General features: G+C 30.0%; 15 protein-coding genes. All 15 read left to right on the forward strand.

The annotated features are described in order from the left end of the window. The first annotated feature begins 114 nt into the window (after positions 1-114). Positions 115-192, forward strand: coding sequence for a hypothetical protein (locus CLPUN_RS29630; protein ID WP_423237297.1), 78 nt, complete (start codon positions 115-117; stop codon positions 190-192). A 146-nt stretch (positions 193-338) separates the two neighbouring features. Beyond that, positions 339-1,199, forward strand: coding sequence for an NADAR family protein (locus tag CLPUN_RS12330; protein ID WP_077847580.1), 861 nt, complete (start codon positions 339-341; stop codon positions 1,197-1,199). Positions 1,200-1,517: 318 nt separating this feature from the next. After that, positions 1,518-3,884 carry an ATP-binding cassette domain-containing protein gene (locus CLPUN_RS12335; protein ID WP_077847581.1) on the forward strand — a complete coding sequence of 789 codons (2,367 nt, stop codon included), beginning with the start codon at positions 1,518-1,520 and terminating at the stop codon, positions 3,882-3,884. After that, positions 3,881-4,840, forward strand: coding sequence for a serine hydrolase domain-containing protein (locus CLPUN_RS12340; protein ID WP_077847582.1), 960 nt, complete (start codon positions 3,881-3,883; stop codon positions 4,838-4,840). Before CLPUN_RS12335 ends, CLPUN_RS12340 begins: the two co-directional genes overlap by 4 nt. Before the next feature lie 241 nt (positions 4,841-5,081). Then, entirely contained in the window at positions 5,082-6,236 is a 1,155-nt protein-coding gene (locus CLPUN_RS12345) for a PucR family transcriptional regulator (protein ID WP_077847583.1), read from the forward strand. A gap of 476 nt (positions 6,237-6,712) precedes the next feature. After that, complete coding sequence (locus tag CLPUN_RS12350) at positions 6,713-8,224, forward strand: methyl-accepting chemotaxis protein (protein ID WP_158078760.1); 1,512 nt, start codon at positions 6,713-6,715, stop codon at positions 8,222-8,224. Positions 8,225-8,651: 427 nt separating this feature from the next. After that, positions 8,652-9,977 (forward strand): aminotransferase class III-fold pyridoxal phosphate-dependent enzyme, encoded by a 1,326-nt coding sequence (locus CLPUN_RS12355; RefSeq protein WP_077847585.1) that lies wholly within the window; start codon positions 8,652-8,654, stop codon positions 9,975-9,977. Positions 9,978-9,991: 14 nt separating this feature from the next. Beyond that, complete coding sequence (locus CLPUN_RS12360) at positions 9,992-11,143, forward strand: iron-containing alcohol dehydrogenase (RefSeq protein WP_077847586.1); 1,152 nt, start codon at positions 9,992-9,994, stop codon at positions 11,141-11,143. Positions 11,144-11,404: 261 nt separating this feature from the next. Then, a complete protein-coding gene (locus CLPUN_RS12365) occupies positions 11,405-12,238 on the forward strand; it encodes an ABC transporter ATP-binding protein (protein ID WP_198944326.1) in 834 nt (277 codons plus the stop codon). A gap of 2 nt (positions 12,239-12,240) precedes the next feature. Then, positions 12,241-13,017 carry an ABC transporter permease gene (locus CLPUN_RS12370; RefSeq protein ID WP_077847587.1) on the forward strand — a complete coding sequence of 259 codons (777 nt, stop codon included), beginning with the start codon at positions 12,241-12,243 and terminating at the stop codon, positions 13,015-13,017. Between the two features lie 18 nt (positions 13,018-13,035). Further along, entirely contained in the window at positions 13,036-13,803 is a 768-nt protein-coding gene (locus CLPUN_RS12375) for an ABC transporter permease (RefSeq protein ID WP_077847588.1), read from the forward strand. Positions 13,804-13,835: 32 nt separating this feature from the next. Then, on the forward strand, positions 13,836-14,903 hold the full coding sequence (locus tag CLPUN_RS12380) for an ABC transporter substrate-binding protein (protein WP_077847589.1): 1,068 nt from the start codon (positions 13,836-13,838) through the stop codon (positions 14,901-14,903). 359 nt (positions 14,904-15,262) lie between these two features. Then, positions 15,263-16,630, forward strand: coding sequence for a dihydropyrimidinase (gene hydA, locus CLPUN_RS12385; protein WP_077847590.1), 1,368 nt, complete (start codon positions 15,263-15,265; stop codon positions 16,628-16,630). 22 nt (positions 16,631-16,652) lie between these two features. After that, positions 16,653-18,155, forward strand: coding sequence for an NAD-dependent dihydropyrimidine dehydrogenase subunit PreA (gene preA / locus CLPUN_RS12390; RefSeq protein ID WP_077847591.1), 1,503 nt, complete (start codon positions 16,653-16,655; stop codon positions 18,153-18,155). 68 nt (positions 18,156-18,223) lie between these two features. Then, positions 18,224-19,447, forward strand: a complete 1,224-nt coding sequence (locus CLPUN_RS12395; protein WP_077847592.1) for a Zn-dependent hydrolase — start codon at positions 18,224-18,226, stop codon at positions 19,445-19,447. Positions 19,448-19,781: the final 334 nt, after the last annotated feature.

The following is a 19,781-nucleotide window of genomic DNA, read 5'->3' on the forward strand; positions in this document are numbered from 1 at the left end:
ATGAAAGATGAAATTATATGAAAAATAGATGTTCTTGTTATGGATATTTAACAATTTCTGAAAAAGAATCATGTGGATATACATCCAGTATGTTTTTGGGAGATAGATGGATTTTTGAAAGATAATAATCGGCACAGTTATGATAATCATAGGATTTCGATTAATAAGGCAAAAGCTAACTACAAAAAATAGGTGTGTGTGAAAGAAATAGTGCCACATGTTAGAAAACCTAAGCTGAAAGAAATAAATTTTTTATAACAGCAAATGAAATTCAAATAAAAACTAAATTATATGCCTTGCTAAGAATGAAGGTATACAAAATAAGGGGGAAGATTATTATGAAAAATAGGACTAATGATTCACTAATGGCGCCATTATGGCTGATGTATCCTAATATTCCATGTGGAAGCATTGGATGGAGAATGGGATATGGAGAAGGTTATGCTATAGATTTTTATTCTTGGTTTAATAAATTAGAAGAGGATGAAAAGAAAAAATATAGAGAAATGTTTCCAGAACCCAAAAGATGGGAAAGAGAAGATAACATTTATAGATATAATAATTATTGGACATATATTTGGCAAGAGGATGGTAAGCCAGAATATGATTTGAATAAAGTTATTTTAGATTATAGATCTGGAAAGGGGTTAGAATGCATTTATTTTTGGGGGCATCATCCTAAAAAAGATAGATCTATTACAAAGTCTTGCTTTAGTCAGTGGTGGCAGAGCAGCTTTAATGTTGGACATGTTAAATATTTGTTTATGGAACAATATATGATGGCAGAAAAAGCCAGACTTTTTGATGATAAAGAAATAGAAGAAAAGATTATGAGTAGTGATAATCCTAAAGAGATAAAGGCACTTGGACGTAAAGTAAAAAATTTTGATGATAAAATTTGGAATAAAATTAAATACTCAATTGTTATAAATGGAAATTATAATAAGTTTATGCAAAATGAAAATTTAAAAACATTTCTTCTTTCTACACAAGATAAAATATTAGTAGAAGCAAGCCCTTATGATAATGTGTGGGGCATACAGATGTCTGAAGATGATGTGGATATTAAAAATCCAGAATTGTGGCGTGGAGAAAATTTACTTGGATTTGCATTAATGGAGGTAAGAAATGAAATAAAAAGAATATGCAAAAATAGTAGCATGATTGATTTTATTTCATTACATAAAAAATATAATTAGCATAGTAGCTATTATGAATATTAGTATGTATGATTGGCAATCTTAAATACTATTTTCCATCATTCATATAATATTAAGACAAAATATAAAATAATCCAATTTCGGAATATTATAATCAAATTCTATTGGAAAGAGATCAAGGAGATTATGAAAATTGATGGAGCAATTAAAAGGTGGCATTGTTATTTAGTTAGTTATGGCTACAATGTTAAGAAAAAAGATACTATTAAAAATAAAGGAAAAAGAAAAGTTAGATAAGTGGCAAGACATTTTTATTCAAGTTAAATGATGATTCATTATATTATAAGGGGTAAAAATATGGAAGAGTTTATAAAAATTAATGGTGCTAAAATTCACAATTTAAAAAATATCGATGTTAAGATTCCTAAAAATAAGCTTACTGTTATTACAGGAGTTTCTGGAAGTGGTAAGTCTAGTCTTGCTTTTGATACGCTTTATGAAGAGGGGAAACGAAGATATTTGATGTTTTCTGGAACACAATTTATGGTTGATGCGATTCCAAGCTTTGATAGCATTACCGGAATGTCTCCAACAGTTGCAGTTGAACAAAGGATAATTCGTCAATCAAACCCACGAAGCACTGTGGGTACACGTACTAAAATAAGTAATATGCTTGCTGTGTGTTTTTCAACTTTTGGTAAACGTGATGTACCGTTTGATGATGGTATTCCACTTGCAATGGAAATGTTTCAAAAAAATTCACCAAAAGGAATGTGCGTTAAGTGTTTAGGAAAGGGGCAAATATTTAAGCTTGATGAAGAGAAACTTTTTAGTGATAAATCAAAAGCTATAGATGAACTAGTATTTGGCGTAGCTAAACGAGGAAGTACAAGGAGAATGATAGATGCTTTTTGCAAATATTATAATTTATCAATAAATCAAAAAGTTTGCACTTTAACTGAGGAACAATTTCAATCTTTGATTTATGGGGATGGAGGTAAAACAATATTTCCTGGATTTATACCTTGGATAATGCAAATAATAGGTGGAGAAAATGGTAGGCTAAGATACTTATTGATGGAAGATAACTGCTTAAGTCTAGAAAATTGTCCAAAGTGTAGTGGAACAGGACTTGGTGAACAAGCAATTCATACAACTGTTGGAGACAAAACTATTACAGAGCTTGAAAATATGTATATTAAAGATCTTGTTGAATTTTTACAGTTGCAAAAGAATAATTTATCAGGAGCAACTTTAATTAGTGAAATTATTACAAAGCTTGAGTGCATGGTTGATGTTGGGCTGCATCATCTATCACTTTCACGTCCTGTGCCAACTCTGTCAGGTGGAGAAATACAGCGTTTATTTCTTGCTTCATTTATAATTGCAGAAATAGACTCTATTATATTTATTTTTGATGAACCAACAATAGGATTGCATGAGGTTGAAAAAGAAAAGCTTATCAGTATTATTAAGAATTTGGTGAAATGCGGAAATACAGTAGTTGCAGTGGAGCATGATGAAAACTTTATGAAATCAGCAGATTATATTTTAGACTTAGGACCAGATGCAGGAATTTTGGGAGGCGAGAAAATATTTCAGGGTAGTTATAGCGAATTTATGTTATGTAAGAATTCAAAAACTGCTCCATATTTATCAGGTGCAAAAACTATATCTATTAAAACGAAATATAAACCTATTGATGCAAAAAAACTGCTTACAATAGAAAATGCTAAACTTCACAATCTACAAAATGTTTCATTAGATATTCCTTTGGGACTTATTATTGGAGTGGCAGGAGTTTCAGGTAGTGGAAAATCGAGTTTAATTTCAGATACTTTAGTTCCTAAATTAAAGGAGATTTTAAAAACAAAATTTTCTAAAGAGGAGGATCAAGAGGAGGAAGAAGATCATGAAGAATATAGTGATGTTGTAATTACTGGAATAGAACATATTAATAAGTGTATTGTTGTTGATCAAAAGTCTATTGGCAGAAGTAGAACTTCATGTCCTGCAACATATGTTGGAATTTTTGACCGAATTAGAAAATTACTTGCAAACACTCCAGAAGCTATAGAAAACGAGTATACTGCAGGTTTATTTAGTGTAAATTCCAAAGGAGGATGTCATGCTTGTAAAGGTGATGGTATTATTCATCATTATGTTGGTTTTGGTAATTTTATTGATCTTGATTGTGAACATTGTGGTGGAACTGGGTTTGTTGAAGAAGCAATGGAAATTAAACTTAATGGTAAAGATATTAAGGAAATTCTTGAAATGAGTGTTTTAGAAGCTGTAAATTTTTTTAAAGACATAGATAAAGCTATTTACAATATACTTGCAACCTTAAATAGAGTAGGTTTAGGTTACATAAAACTCGGACAAAAGACACCAACTATTTCTGGTGGTGAAGCACAACGGATAAAGCTTGCAAAGGAACTGGGAAAGAAACAAGTTAAGAGCAGTTTGTATATTTTAGATGAGCCAACAACTGGATTATCCATTGCTGATAGTGAAAAGCTTATTTTCTTAATGCAGGAACTTTGCGATAGTGGAAATACTATAATTGTCACGGAACATGATCCAATTGTACTTAGTAATTGCGATTATATAATAGAAATGGGACCAGGCGGGGGAAGCGATGGAGGATATGTTATTGCTACTGGAACTCCGCTGGAGCTTAAAGTTAATGAAAAATCAATTATAGGAAGGTATTTAATATGAGTTATGAGTGGCAGTTTTCTTCTCCAGAAGAGGAAGGAATAGATAGCAAGATGTTAAATGGTATTGATGATTATATAAAACAAAAAAGATATAAACTTATAAACAGTATTCTTGTTATAAAAAATGAAAAAATTATCTTCGAACATTATTATAATAAATTTAATGAAAACAGCAAAAATAATATTAAATCAATATGGAAGAGTATTTTATCAATTACGTTAGGAATTTGTCTCGATAAAGGGATAATAAAGAATATGGATGAACCTATTATGAATTATCTTCCTGAATTTGCTCAAAACAATCATATGTATCATAAATCAATAACTATTAGACACTTGCTAACAATGTCATCAGGAATATATTGGAATTCTGGGATACATTATCACTGTCCAATGATGATACAAATGATGAGGACAAATAGTTGGCTATACCATATATCAGATGTTGCAATGAGTGATTATCCAGGAAATAAATTTGTTTATAAAGAATGGGATGTAATTCTGCTTTCTGCTGTCATTGGTAAAGCTGCAAGGAGAACTGCTTATGAAATATGCAAGGAGTTTTTATATGAGCCACTTCGTATAGAAAGTAGACCTTGGCCATGCAGCCCAGACAATATATCGTACACAGTAATGAATGGGGAAAAAAACTCAGATTTATCTGCAAGAGATTTGGGAAAAATAGGTTTATTATTTTTAAATAAGGGCATGTTTAATGATCAAAGAATTATATCAGAAGGTTATATAAAACAAGCAATATCAGCTAGTAAAGCTAGCTTTGGATATGGCTATCTATGCTGGCTTTTTGATGGATGGTATTCTTGTCGTGGTTTTGGAGGACAAGAAGTAAATGTGTATCCTAATAATAAACTTATTACAGTAATTCAAGCAACAGCAACTTCATCTAGCAAATTATATGGAGATATTAGTAATGAAATATTAAAATCTTTAAACTAAATTTTTATATTTATACATATTGTTCTGATATTTAATGAGTTGGATACAAAAAATAGAATGAAATAAATAACATTAAAAAAATAAAGTAAAACTATCTTTTGAAGAATGTGTGCTTTATTTATAAAATGTTGTATAATTGTATCCATATTATACATATAAGATAAGGATAGGCTTTATTATAGATGAAAACTAAATAATTTCAAGAATTATTTAGTGAGTTTAAGTAATGGTGGTGGTAAATATGGCAGTTACAGTAGGAAAGTTATTTGGAAATGGAACAGTTTTGTATCAAATGAAATTACTTGCAGGCCAAAAAGGACTCAATAATCTTGTAGAATGGGTTCACATTATTGAAAATGATGAAGTAAGTCAATTTCTTCATGGAAATGAAGTTGTATTTACATCTGGTATTCTTAACAATTATGACGGCTGGTTACTTGAATATGCAAAAAAACTTTATGCAGCAGGAACAAGTGCTTTTGTAGTAAATATTGGACCATATACAAAATTAATTCCAAAGGAAGTAATGGAATACTGCAATGAAGTGAAAATGCCTTTATATACCATTCCATGGGAGACAAGAATGGTTGATGTAACAAGAGATATTTGTTATCGTATTATGCAAAAAGAACAAGTAGAAATAAGTATAGCAGCAACTATTAAAAATATTATATTTAAAGTTGGTGATTTAGAAACACAAATTTTACAAATGGAGAGATATGGATATTTAAGAGACAGTCAGTTTTGTTTTATTGTTATGTCCTTTGATAATGAAAAGGATCCTGACAAAGACTTTAATATGAAAAGATTAAAAATGTATTCGGAAAGAATAGCAAGGAGTATTAATGAATTATATATATCTTTTTCATATAATGAATACTTAGTTTTAGTTCTTGTTAATTATGGAAACTATGATGTTGATAACTTTGTAAATTCTTTCTTTAAGAATTGGAAACGGCATCCATGGAAAGTATATATAGGAATTAGTGAAAATAAAGAAGGAATTAAAGCGCAAGATGAAAATTTCAAAAAGGCATTAACTGCAATGAAAATGGCTAAAAGACAAGATAAGCAAGTAGTATTTTATACAAAACTCGATATTTATAAATTGCTTTTAAACTCAAAAGATGATGAGATTTTAAAGAATTATTACGAAGAGACGTTAGGTAAATTAGAGAAATATGATAAAGAAAATAATACAAATTTAATGGAATTTTTAGATATATATTTAAAAAATAGCGGAAATGTGCAGTTGGTAGCAGAAAAACAATATATTCATAGAAATACAGTAAATAATCAATTAAAAAAAATTGAAAAGATTACTAATCATAACCCTTTAAATTTAGAAGAAAAATTAAAATTTACTTTAGCGTTTTATATAAGAGAGATAATTTAAAATTTTCCATTTATGATGAATATGTGCATATGCACAATATAATATGGTCATATGCTTATTGAAAAGTATATAGATAAAGAGTTATAATTTCCCATATAAATATATAGGCAACGGAGCTTGTTAAATAGAACAAGTTCTTTTTTTATACCCTTAAATAGATATATATTCAGATTTAATTATTTAGTAAGATTAAATTTAATAATTTTTTCATATAAAGTATTTTTTACAATATATATTTATATCGTATATAAGCTGAATTTTATAATTTTTAATTAAATTCAGCTTGAAGGAGTAGAAAAAAGGAAAGGGTGATTAAATCAAATTTACAAAATTAAAGTGTTATTATAAATAATAAAATTAACAATTAATGTAAAAAGGTTGATAAATTCACAGCCTTTTTATATTAAAATACATTTAATTATTATAATTTCTAAGCTGATTAAAATTTAACTATATGAAATAGGATGGTGATAATAATGAAAATTGATATTTTAACCATAATAGAGTTTATTATAATAGTTATATTAATTATTATGCTTATAACTCAGAAAATAAAGAGTAAAAAAATTAAAGATAAATGCAATACTGCAATACAAAAAATAGTAGAGGGTAATTTTACATCTAGACTAACAGAAAACAAAGAAATTAATAATAGATTTATACCGATAACGAAAAAACTCTTATTTTGGGTATATAGTACATTAAAATCTTCAACAGAAATTTCAGAGCAAATAAACCATGTTTACAATTGTTCGAAGAAATCAATTAAAACTTCGGGAGAAATAAAAAACAAGTTTATTAAACTTGATAAAAAATCTAAAGACACGCTTCTTTATTTAGAAGAATTAAATAATCTTTCAAAAGAAAACTATGATTCCCAAAAAAATATCTATAATTTATCAAATAATGCATCTGAAACAGCAAGTCAAACAGATAATTTTATAAAGTCTGGAAGTAATACTGTAGAAATTGCTGTTAACATCCTTGATGACATGAATACGAACATAGAAAATTTAACAAAATATATAGATAATTTATCAAGTATAACAAATAATGTTGATGATATGGCGCAACTAATAAATAAACTTTCTGGAAATATAAATTTATTATCGTTAAATGCAGCAATTGAAGCTGCAAGAGCTGGTGAAGCTGGTAAAGGATTCTCGGTTGTAGCTTCAGAAATAGGAAAGCTCGCAGATGAAAGCTCTGAATATGCAAAAAATATTAAAAATAATATATCAGAAATTAATATTAGAACTAAGGAAGTAGGAGATGCTATGAGTCTTTTATCAGAAAAGAGAAAAGAAGCTTTTGATTCAACTGATTCTATAAAAAATTATTTCAATGAAATAAATAAAGAAATTACATATATAATTTCTTCTGTACATACAGTATCTAAAAAAATTGAAGAAGGTTTTGAGTTTAATAAAGAAATTAAAATAACCTCTGAAAATGTTGCAAAATTTTTTGATGAATTTAATAATGAACTTGAATTAATTAATAAGGATGTAGAAAATCAATATGAAATAGAAACTTCAAATACTTCAAGTTGTGATAATATGTTAAGTTCTATAAGGACTATGCTTGAATTTACTCAAGAATTTGAAAATATAATAGCTAATAAGCTTATAGAACAATGCAGTGTAATTTCAGAAAAAATATCAAGAGGTGAATTAAATATTAATAATATTAATGAATATTGCAGGGAGAATGGTATATCAGAAGTTTATATAACAGATGATGATGGAGTAACAGTAATCACAAACAATGTTTCAACTATGGGCTTTAGATTCCCGGAGGATGAGATGACTCAGGCACATGTATTTAGGAAAGTACTTAAGGATAGAAATACGATAATAAAACAAAATTTTCAAAAAAGGGACTTTGATGATAGATATTTTAAATATGTAGCTATTTCAAGACAGGATTCTATTGGAATAGTACAAGCAGGTTTAGATGTAGAAGATATACTATCCTTAAAAATATAATGCTGATTGTGCATCTGCACATGTAAGATTAGTCACTTGATTATTGTAAAAGATGATAATGCTAGTATATAATAAAAACAACTTAAAGAAACCGAATTTATATATAGATAAAGCAACGGAGCTTGTTCAATTGAATAAGTTCTGTTTTTTTATATTTATAGGAATTTGCAGTAAAAGTAAAGACTTAGGATAATCTTACAAATCAGAGATAAGCTAATGAAGGGAATTTAGTAATTGATTTATTAAATATAGTATTAAATTTGTGCAGCATGAATATTTAATAATATGCACTATATCTTGTTTTTTATTATCTTAATTGTGAATTGTGAAGAATTTTGAATTATCAAAGACATATTGTTAATTAAAAAGTTTGGTAAACATATTTTCTTCTAAAAATATAAATTAGAAATGAAGGAGTGTATGAAACATGAATGGAGAAGAAATTAAGGAAACGTTAAAGAAATACAATTTACAATCTTGGAGTAAACAAAGAAATATAAATCCAATTCCAGTTGAAAAAGGTGAAGGAATTTACTTTTGGGATTATGAGGGAAATAGATATTCGGATATGTCATCTCAGCTTGTTAATATGAATCTTGGATTTGGAAATAAAGAAATTGCAGATTCAATAAAGGGACAAGTAGATAAATATTGTTTTGTAGGTCCATCTTATGGAGCTGAATCTAGAGCAAAGCTGGCAAAAAAGATAATAGAATTAATGCCTGATAATATGGGAAAAGTATTTTTTACCAATGCTGGAGCAGAGTCAAATGAAAATGCAGTAAAAATGGCAAGAATGTTTACTGGAAAAACAAAAGTGTTTAGTCGTTATCGAAGTTATCATGGATCTTCATTTGGTGCAGGTAATTTAACAGGAGAGCCTAGAAGATATGCATTAGAACCAGGAATTCCAGGGTTTGTTAAATTCTTTGATCCTTATATCTATAGAGAACCAATAGAATTTGAATCTGAAGAAGCAGCAACAAAATATTATTTAGCTAAGCTTAGAGAACAAATTATATATGAAGGACCAGACAGCATCGCAGCAATTGTAATGGAGACAATCACTGGTTCCAATGGAATTATTATTCCTCCTAAGGGATACCTCCCAGGGGTTAGAGCATTATGTGATGAATTCAAAATTTTGATGATATGTGATGAAGTTATGACAGGTTGGGGGAGAACTGGTAAAATGTTTGGATTTGAGAATTTTGGAATAAAACCAGACATTGTAACTTTTGCAAAAGGTGTTACTTGTGGTTATGTTCAGCTTGGTGGAGCTGTAGTAAGTAAAGAAATTGCAGAGTATTTTGACGATAACTTATTATCTTGTGGTTTAACTTATAGCGGACATCCTTTAGCTTGTGCAGCAGGAGTTGCTTGTATTAATTACTATGAAAAAGAAAATATTTTAGAGAATGTAAATGAACTAGGTAAAGTACTTGGTGAGAAATTAGAGGAAATGAAAGATAACCATCCATGTATTGGAGATGTAAGATATATTGGTTTATTTTCAGCAGTAGAACTGGTAAAGAATAAAAAAACGAAGGAACCTTTAGTTCCATATGGTAAAGATCCTGAGGGTATAATGGTGAAAATTATAGGTGAATTAAAAGAAAGAAGATTTATGACTTATTCTCATGAAAATATGGTACTTATAGCACCACCATTAATTATTACAAAGGAACAATTAGAGGAAGAACTTGCTAAGCTAGATGAAGTACTTGAAATTGTTGATAAGCAATTTATCTAAATGAGGTGAAGAATATGGCATATGAATTTAGTCTACCAGGACACACAATTGTTGGTGATAATGCATTAAAAGATAGTGAAAAAATCATTAAAACCTTTGGTAAAAAAGCTTTTATTGTTTCTGGCAAAAATGTTACTAAAATGGGTATAGTTAAGATTTTGACAGATTGCTTAACAAGCTGGGGGATTGGTTTTGAAGTATTTAATGATATTATAGGTGAGCCAACAGATGTAATGATTGAAAATGGTGTACAAGCTTATAAAAATGCAAAATGTAATTTTTGCATTGCAATAGGTGGAGGAAGTCCTTTGGATAGTGGTAAGGCAATTGTAGCTATGACTAAATTAGAAGGTTCAATTAGTGATTATATGGGAAAAACAATAGAAGGTGATTTTCCACCGCTAGTGTTAATTCCAACCACAGCGGGAACAGGATCAGAAGCTACTAAATTTACTATTATTACAGATTCAAAGAAAAATATTAAAATGCTTCTAAAGGGGGAAGCATTACTGCCTAATTTAGCAGTTATTGATTCTGAATTTTCAATGACAGCATCTAAAAGTCTAACTGCGGCAACTGGTATGGATGCATTAACTCATGCAGTTGAGGCATATACATCAAAGAAGGCAAATTCACTAACTGATACTTTTGCAATATCTGCAATTAAAAGAATTTTTAAATTTTTACCGTTAGCATATAAAGATGGTAATGACAAAAAAGCAAGAGAAGAAATGGCTTTAGCTGCATATGAAGCAGGGGTTTGTATAAATAATTCTTCTGTAACAATAGTTCATGGAATGAGCAGACCAATTGGTGCTATGTTCCATGTACCGCACGGAATTTCAAATGCCATGCTTATAAAGGAATGTTTAAATTATGTGTTAACTGGAAGTTATGAACGTTTTGCTGCAATTGGAAGAGCAATTGGAGCTGCGGATTATAAAAAAAATGATAAAGAATCGGCAGAGGCCTTTTTAGAAAAACTAACAGTTTTATGTAATACTTGCGAGATTCCAAGTTTGAAAGAATATGGAATTAATAAAGAAGATTTTGATAAAGTAGTGGACAAGATGGCACAAGATGCCATGGATAGTGGTAGTCCATCAAATACTATAAAAGAAGTTACGAAACAAGATTTGTTAAATATATATAGCAAGTTGTGGTAGATATAAGACAAAAAGTATAGTTTTTATATTGTAAAATTACCGATTTACAAAAATAAATTATAATAAATATGAAAATTTGCAACGGCGCAAAAACAATATGTTTTACGCCGTTTTTTCATTCTTATAAAGATATTACAAAGGAAAAGTAAAAGTCCCAATTTTATATTTGATTGCTTTAACTTTTTCTATTGAACTATCATTTTAAATTATGAATTGTTTAAAGCAATGTCTATTGTTAATTGAAAAAGGAGGCTTAAATCGATGAATATGTTAAAAGAAATAGAGACAGAATTTCAAGAAAGAGATTTTTCAAAATCAAGAAATGAAAATATAGAAATAAAAATAGAAAATTTAAGTATGGTTTATCAAGATAAAAATGGAGGTCAACCAGTAACAGCACTTAAGGATGTTAATTTACAAATTAAAGAAGGAGAATTTATCTCATTATTAGGTCCATCAGGATGTGGAAAGACAACACTACTTAGAATCATAGCTGATTTACTTCAACATACATCTGGAAATGTAACAGTAAGGGGCCAAAGTCCTAGAGATATACGACTTCAAAAGAAGTATGGAATTGTATTTCAAAATCCTGTTTTATATGATTGGAGGACAGTTCGAAGAAATGTGTGTATGCCAATGGAACTACTCGGAATGAAAAAGCCAGAGCGTACTTCGCAAGTTACAAAAATGCTTGATTTAGTTGGACTTTCTGATTTTGGAAAGCATTATCCTTATGAACTAAGTGGAGGAATGCAGCAAAGAGTTGGAATTGCAAGGGCACTTGCAATTAATCCGGAGATTCTTCTTATGGATGAACCATTTTCTGCTTTAGATGAATTTACACGTGAAAAGCTTCATGAAGATCTTCTTAATATTTGGAACAAGACAAATAAAACAATAGTGTTTGTAACTCATAATATTTCTGAGGCAGTTTTTTTATCAGATAGAGTTGTAGTTCTATCACCACATCCTGGACGTGTTTCAGCAGTAATTGATATTAATATACCAAGGCCAAGAAATATGGAATCAAAACAAACACCGCAATTTTATGATTATATTACAAAGATTCGAAATAGTTTTGAGGGGGTTTGAGAATGCTAAGTAAGAAAGAAAAATATCAAGTTAATTTAGTTTGGGCTATTGGTATTATCCTAGTCTGGGAATTGGGAGCTTTCTTTTTAGATAAAGTTACTAATGATCCTATGGCTGCAGTAAAATTACCATATCTGCATAATATTATTATATCAATTTCACAGAATTTTATAGAATTAATAGGTGCTGCAGGACTTACTTTTTCAAGAGCTGTAATTGGATTCGCACTTGGAGCGGCAATAGGATTCACATTAGCACTTATTATGAGTTTATCAAAAATTGCAGAAAAGATAGCGCTTCCATATTTGATAATATCACAAATGATACCTGTTTTAGGATTAGCACCTATTATTTTTACTCTTGCAAGAGATATGAATATATCAAGAATAATAATTGCTGCGTATATAACATTTTTCCCGGTTTCCGTTAATATGTTAAGCGGATTAAATAGTGTTGAAAATGATAAGAAAGAATTGCTATATTCTTATGCTGCAAAGAAAAAGAGTATTTATTATAAGCTTATGATTCCATATTCTCTGCCTTATTTATTTGCAGGATTAAAAATAGCAGCACCAATGTCAATTACAGCATCAATCCTAGTAGATATGCTTGGTTCAAGTGGTGGAATTGGAGTAAAACTTTTATATTCTTTATATTCAGGAGCCAAAGATGTATTTTGGGGATCTGTCGTGACAAGTGCTTTTATGGGGATTTTAAGCTATGGAATAGTTATTGTATTTGAAAAAATTTGTATACCTTGGAGAAAACAAATTACATAAAAGGAGTGAGAATAATATATGACTGAAAAAGTTAAAAATGTGTTATGGCCAATGGGTTTTGGAATATTAGTAATCATTCTTTGGCAAGTAGGTGCCATTCATGATGCATTAGGCTTTAAACCCTTTCAATTACCTGTACCTTCACAAATTATAACTACGCTTCAAAATAATTTTTCTAAAGCTTTGTCTGATACTATGATTACTGTTTCAGGTGCTTTGATTGGACTTGTTTTAGGCTGCGGAATTGGATTTATGGTTGCTGTAATAGCAGTGGTATTTCCAAAGTGGGGTTATACAGGACTTAGTGTAATAGCTGCATTTAATGCAATTCCAATTGTTGCATTATCTCCTATTATGAATCGTTGGTTTGAAAGTGGTTTTGCACAAAAGGTTGGAGTTGTAGCAGTTGTATGCATGGCGGCTATGGCAATTAATGCTTATCGTGGCTTAAATGACTTAAAACCTTTCGCAAAGGATTTATTAGAATCTTATGCAGCGTCTAAGCGAGTTATATTTTTTAAGCTTCGTTTACCTAATTGTTTGCCTAATGTATTAACAGCATTAAAAATTAATGTTTCAGCATCAATAATGGCAGCTATGATAAGTGAATATTTTGCAGCATCTACAGCTGGTATTGGTTTTGGAATTAAAGATAATTTAAGAAAAGGAATGATGGCTATGGGTTGGTCTTATATTGTTATGGCTGCTTTAGTTGGGATAATTCTTTACTTAACTATTTTACTAATAGAACGTAGAACCATAAAATGGCATGCGTCACAAAGATAAAATATCTTTTATTTAATGAGGAGGAATTTAATATGAAAAAGAAATTATTAGCTTTAGGCTTAAGTGTAGTAATGATGGGGATGTTATTTGTAGGTTGTGGAACTAAGCCGGCAGAAACGGTAGGTGCAAAAGATACTAAAGAATCAGTAGATACTGCAAAAGGAAATAATGGAGAAACGCAAAAGGTAAATCTTCAATTAAAATGGCTTCCACAATCACAATTTATGGGGTATTATGTGGCAGCAGCAAAAGGCTATTATAAAGAAGAAGGAATTGATATAAACATTCTTCCAGGAGGAAGTGATATTATTCCAGAGCAAAATGTATATAACGGTGTGGCAGATATTGGTGTTACGTGGGTATCAAGCTTAATGACTTATCAAGCTCAAGGTTATGAGCTACAAGAAGTTGCTCAAATGTTCCAAAAATCTGGTTTATTATTAGTATCAAAAAAGGATGCAGGAATTAATTCACCAAAGGATTTAATAGGCAAAAAGGTTGGTAACTGGTTTGGTGGCAATGAATATGAAGTTCTTGCACTATTAGAAAAGTATAAATTAGATAAAAATAAAGATTTAAAACTTCTACAACAAGATTATACAATGGATCAATTAAAAGAAGGATCTATTGATGCAGCTTCAGCAATGACTTATAACGAGTTTGGCTTATTACTAGAAGGTGGTATTTCAAAAGACGATTTAAATACAATTAATATGAACGATGAAGGTGTTGCAATGATGGAAGACTGTTTATTTGTAAATTCTACATGGGCATCTAAAAATAAAGATTTAGTGGTTCGTTTCTTAAGAGCTTCAATTAAAGGTTGGAAGGATGCATGTAAAGATCCAGAAGCAGCCGGAAAAACAGTTTATGAGGTAGATAAATCAGTATCTTTAGAACATCAAGTTTACATGGCAAAAGAAGTTGCAAAACTTACAGCACCAGAAGGTTTTGATGCTTCAAAAATTGGACAAATTGATATGAATGCTATTAAGCAAACAGGAGATTTCTTAAAACTTTATAATAAAGATTTAGCAAAAACACCAGTAGTAGATGATACAACCTTCACAGCAAAATACTGGGAAGAAGCTATAAAGTAATATAGTTTATATAAACTATAGTCTTATATAAATTGAACTTTCTTATTTTATCAAATGAATATACTTATATAAAAAGAGAAGATAAGTATAAGATAAAAAACAATAAGTATAAATATAAAAATATTAATATGAAACTATAACATATATTATGATTCAGGTGCTTTAATAACATCTGAATCATAAATTATACAATTATCTCTTGGGAATATAGATGAAGTTAACTTTTTATTCTCACTTTTTCTTAGGAAGTTTTAAAAATTAATTATTAGAAATGTAGCATTAAAATTACAACATATATTAAAGGAGAAATTCCTTGATTTCAGCTATGAGAGAATTTATAAAATAGGAGGAAAATACTTATGGATTTAATTATAAAAAATGGAACAATTATAACGACATCAGAATCTTATGTGGCAGATATTGGAGTGAAAGATGGCAAAATTGTAGCCATTGGAACAAATTTAAAAGAAGAAGGAGCAAATGTTGTAGATGCTAATGGAAAGTTAGTATTACCAGGGGCTATTGATGCACATACTCATTTAGCAATGCCTTTTGGAGGAACAGTTTCAGCGGATAGTTATCTTGCAGGAACAAGAGCAGCTGCTTGTGGTGGAGTTACAACAGTTTTTGATTATCCAATGCAAAGAAAAGGAAAAGGAATAATTGAAACTGTTGAGGGGCGAAAAGAAATTTGTGATCGAGAGGCTTGCGTTGATTATGCATTCCACTGTTGTATTACTGATTTAAATAATGGTGCAATTTTAGATGAATTTAAAGATGCTGTTGAATATGGAGTTACAAGTTTTAAATGTTTCTTGGTATATAAAAAAGAAGGAATGATGGTAGATGACGCTACTTTAGTTAAGATATTGCTTAAAGCAAAGGAAACTGGAGCTATGACTAATATTCATGCAGAAAATCCTGATTTAATTGATTTGAATATTGAAAAATTCTTAAAAGAAGGGAAAACTTCTGCTTGGTATCATTATTTAAGCAGGCCAGAATACGTAGAAGCAGAAGCGGATAAAAGAGCAATTCACTGGGCTAAATCAATGGAAGCACCATTATATTTAGTTCATATGGCAGATAAAGAAGGGTTAGAAGCTGCTATTGAAGCCAAAAGAGAAGGTTATGACATATATATTGAAACATGTCCTCAATATTTAGAATTTACCTGTGATGTATATAAGAGAGAAGATGGAAGAAACTTTGTATGTTCACCTCCAATGAAAAATAAAGAAAGCCAAGATGCTCTTTGGAAAGCTATTAAAGCAGGAGAAATTGATACAATTGCCACAGATCACTGCCCATTTCAAAGTTATGAAAAAGATTGGGGAAAAGATGACTTTACAAAGATTCCTAATGGATGTGCAGGAGTAGAAAATTTATATCCTTATATGCTTTCAGCTGCAAATGAAGGAAAATTAAGCTTTAACAATGTAGTTGAATTATGTTCGACAAATCCAGCTAAAATATTTGGATGCACACAAAAAGGTTCTATAACAGTTGGAAAAGACGCAGATATTGTAATTTATGATCCAAGCAAAGATTTTACTATTTCAGTAGACAATATGCATTCAGACTATGACCATACTATTTGGGAAGGAAAGACATTATACGGATATCCAGTAAAGACCTTTGTACGTGGAAATTTAGTATATGATAATGGTGAATTTGTTGGAAAAATAGGACTTGGAGAATTTGTAAAACGAATAGGAAGAAAATAGACGATATTTAGGAGGAATGGAAATGTGTAGTTTATCTTATAAAGATATTTCAATTAATGAATATGTATCAGGATGCTTATTGTGTAATGATGCACCTTGCCGCAAAGCTTGCCCAAAGTCACTTGAAGCGGATAGCATTATTCGTTCTTTGAGATTTGAAAATAAGGCTGGAGCAGTAAATAAACTGCTAAGTCCCCTTCCGTGTATAACTTGTGATACAAAAGAATGCATGGAAGCATGTTTAAAAGGCAAGATTAATGAATCAGTACCAATTGATAAAATAATGAAAGCAATTTCAGCTGAACCTAAAGTTAAAGAGGTTGATGTTGATTTATCTATAGATTTCTGCGGACTCCACACAGAAAATCCATTTTTTCTTTCTTCATCTGTAGTTGGAAGTAATTATGAGATGGTAGCAAAATCATTTGACCTGGGATGGGCAGGTGTAGCATTTAAAACTATTGGTATGTTTGTGCCCAAAGAAGTTTCACCAAGGTTTACTGCACTTAGTAAAGAAAATTTACCTTTTATAGGGTTTAAAAACATTGAACAAATTTCAGATCATACTTTAAAAGAAAACATTCAATTTTTAAAGCAATTAAAAAAAGATTATCCAAGTAAAATAATTGTAGCGTCAATTATGGGACAAAATGAAGAGGAGTGGACTAAACTTGCACAGTTAATGACTAACGCAGGAGCAGATATTATCGAATGTAACTTTTCTTGTCCACATATGTCTGGAAACGGATTAGGCTCTGATGTTGGTCAAAGCCCCAAATTAGTAGCTTTATATACTAAAGCAACAAGAAAAGGCACACATTTACCTATTCTTGCAAAGATGACACCTAACATTGGGAATATGGAAATATCAGCAATAGCTGCAATGGAAGCAGGAGCAACAGGTATTGCTGCAATTAATACAATTAAAAGTATTATGAATTTAAATTTAGCTAGTTTTAAATCAGAACCAAATGTAGAAGGTAAGACAAGTGTTGGAGGTTATTCGGGAAAAGCAGTAAAACCAATAGCGTTACGTTTTATTCATGATATGAAAAATTGTAAGGAGTTAAAAGATGCGCCAATTAGCGGAATGGGAGGGATTGAAACTTGGAGAGATGCAGCTGAATTTTTAGCATTAGGCTGTGAAAATCTACAAGTAACTACAGCAGTAATGCAATATGGATATAGGATTATTGAAGATTTAATAGATGGAATGAAATTATATTTAAGTTCACAAGGATATAAAAATATAGCTGAAGTTGTCGGAAAAGCACTTCCGAGTATTATTCCCGCAGATAAACTTAACAGAGATAGTATTTGCTATCCTAGATTTGATAGAAAAAAATGTGTAGGTTGTGGACGATGTTACTTATCTTGCTTTGATGGAGGTCATCAAGCAATAAAAATAGATGAAGCCACCAATAAACCTATTCTTAAGGTTGATAAATGCGTAGGTTGCCAATTATGCAGCGTTGTTTGTCCAGCAAAAGCAATAACACCAGGAAAAAGGATCAATAAAAAATAATTCAAATAAACAACAGAGAATTTTATAAAAAATTTTAAATATGAAAGAATTTTAAGGAGGAATTTGATATGTTAACTTGTAACAAAGAAAGACTTCAAGATAAAATAACAACTTTTAGTAAGTTTGGAGATACAGGAAAAGGTGGAATTACAAGATTATCTTTGTCACCTGCAGCACTAGATGCAAGGGAGGAATTCTGCAAAAGATGTAAAGCTCTTGGAATGGAAATAAAAACAGATGATATGGCTAATATTTATGCTACTATTTCTGGAGATGATAATTTGCCAGGAATTATGATGGGATCACATGCAGATTCAGTTAAACAAGGTGGAAATTATGATGGGATTCTAGGAGTTCTTACTGCTTTAGAAGCAGCTGAAACTATAGTTACAGAAAAGATACCTCATAAACATCCTATCACTGTAGTTATATGGACTAATGAAGAAGGTGCACGCTTTGAGCCTGCAATGATGTCATCAGGTGTCATAACAGGAAAATTTGATAAAGATGTAATGCTAGCTTCTAAAGATACAGAAGGAGTTACTTTTAAAGAAGCATTAGAAGCTAGTGGATATATGGGTGAAACTCAAAATAGAATAACTCCAGAAAAGTATAAGGCGTTAGTAGAATTGCATATAGAACAAGGACCTGTTTTGGAGTATGAAAAAATTGATATTGGTGTTGTTGAAGGTGTTTGTGGAATGATTAATTATGAATTTACATTTATGGGACAAGCAGATCATGCAGGAACAACACCAATGAAATATAGAAAGGATGCGTTATATGCAGCTACAAAGGCAATTCAATATCTCCATGATGAACTTGATAAACTTGATAACAAATTAGTATACACAACAGGAAAGATTTCAGCTCATCCCAATATTCATACTGTTATTCCCGATCTTGTTAAATTCACATTAGATGCAAGACATCAAGATCCGGAAGTAATTAATCAAGTTCTCGAAATAATCAAAGCTATTCCTAAAGTAGTTGAAAAATGTGAAGCAAGCTATGAAAAAGCATGGTCACGTAATACAGTTCATTTTCATTCTGAATTTGTGGATTATGTTGAAAAGAATGCAAAGGAATTTGGATATTCAACTAAAAGAATGTATAGTGGTCCTGGACATGATGCTCAATTTATTACAGAGTTAATTCCAACCACAATGATTTTTGTTCCAAGTGAAAATGGTCATAGTCATTGTGAAAAAGAGTTTACACCTCTTGAAAACTGTTGGAAGGGAACAAATGTATTATTACAAACAATTTTAGATATAGACAAAAACAATTAGCAATTGTATGTATGTTGCAATTATAAATTTTATGTAAGAATTGTTTTTACAACATATATTAAATGAAGAAAAAATATATGTATTTAGTATAAAATCAAGTAAGAATAAAAATTTTTAAACTTAATTGTAAATTAACATATAAATTTTACATTTTAAATATTAATAAGAAAAAGTTAAGATTATTTAGTTAAACTATGCTATTACTTATTTTTATTAAGAGTTTTAAGCAAATGTTGAATATAAATCATATATCTGTTAATATACTAATATATTAATTAGATGGAGATAATGGGGTCTCAAGAAATATGCGGCGACCTTATTATCTCTTCTTTTA

Origin of the sequence: Clostridium puniceum (genome assembly GCF_002006345.1) — a bacterium.
GTDB classification, from domain to species: domain Bacteria; phylum Bacillota; class Clostridia; order Clostridiales; family Clostridiaceae; genus Clostridium; species Clostridium puniceum.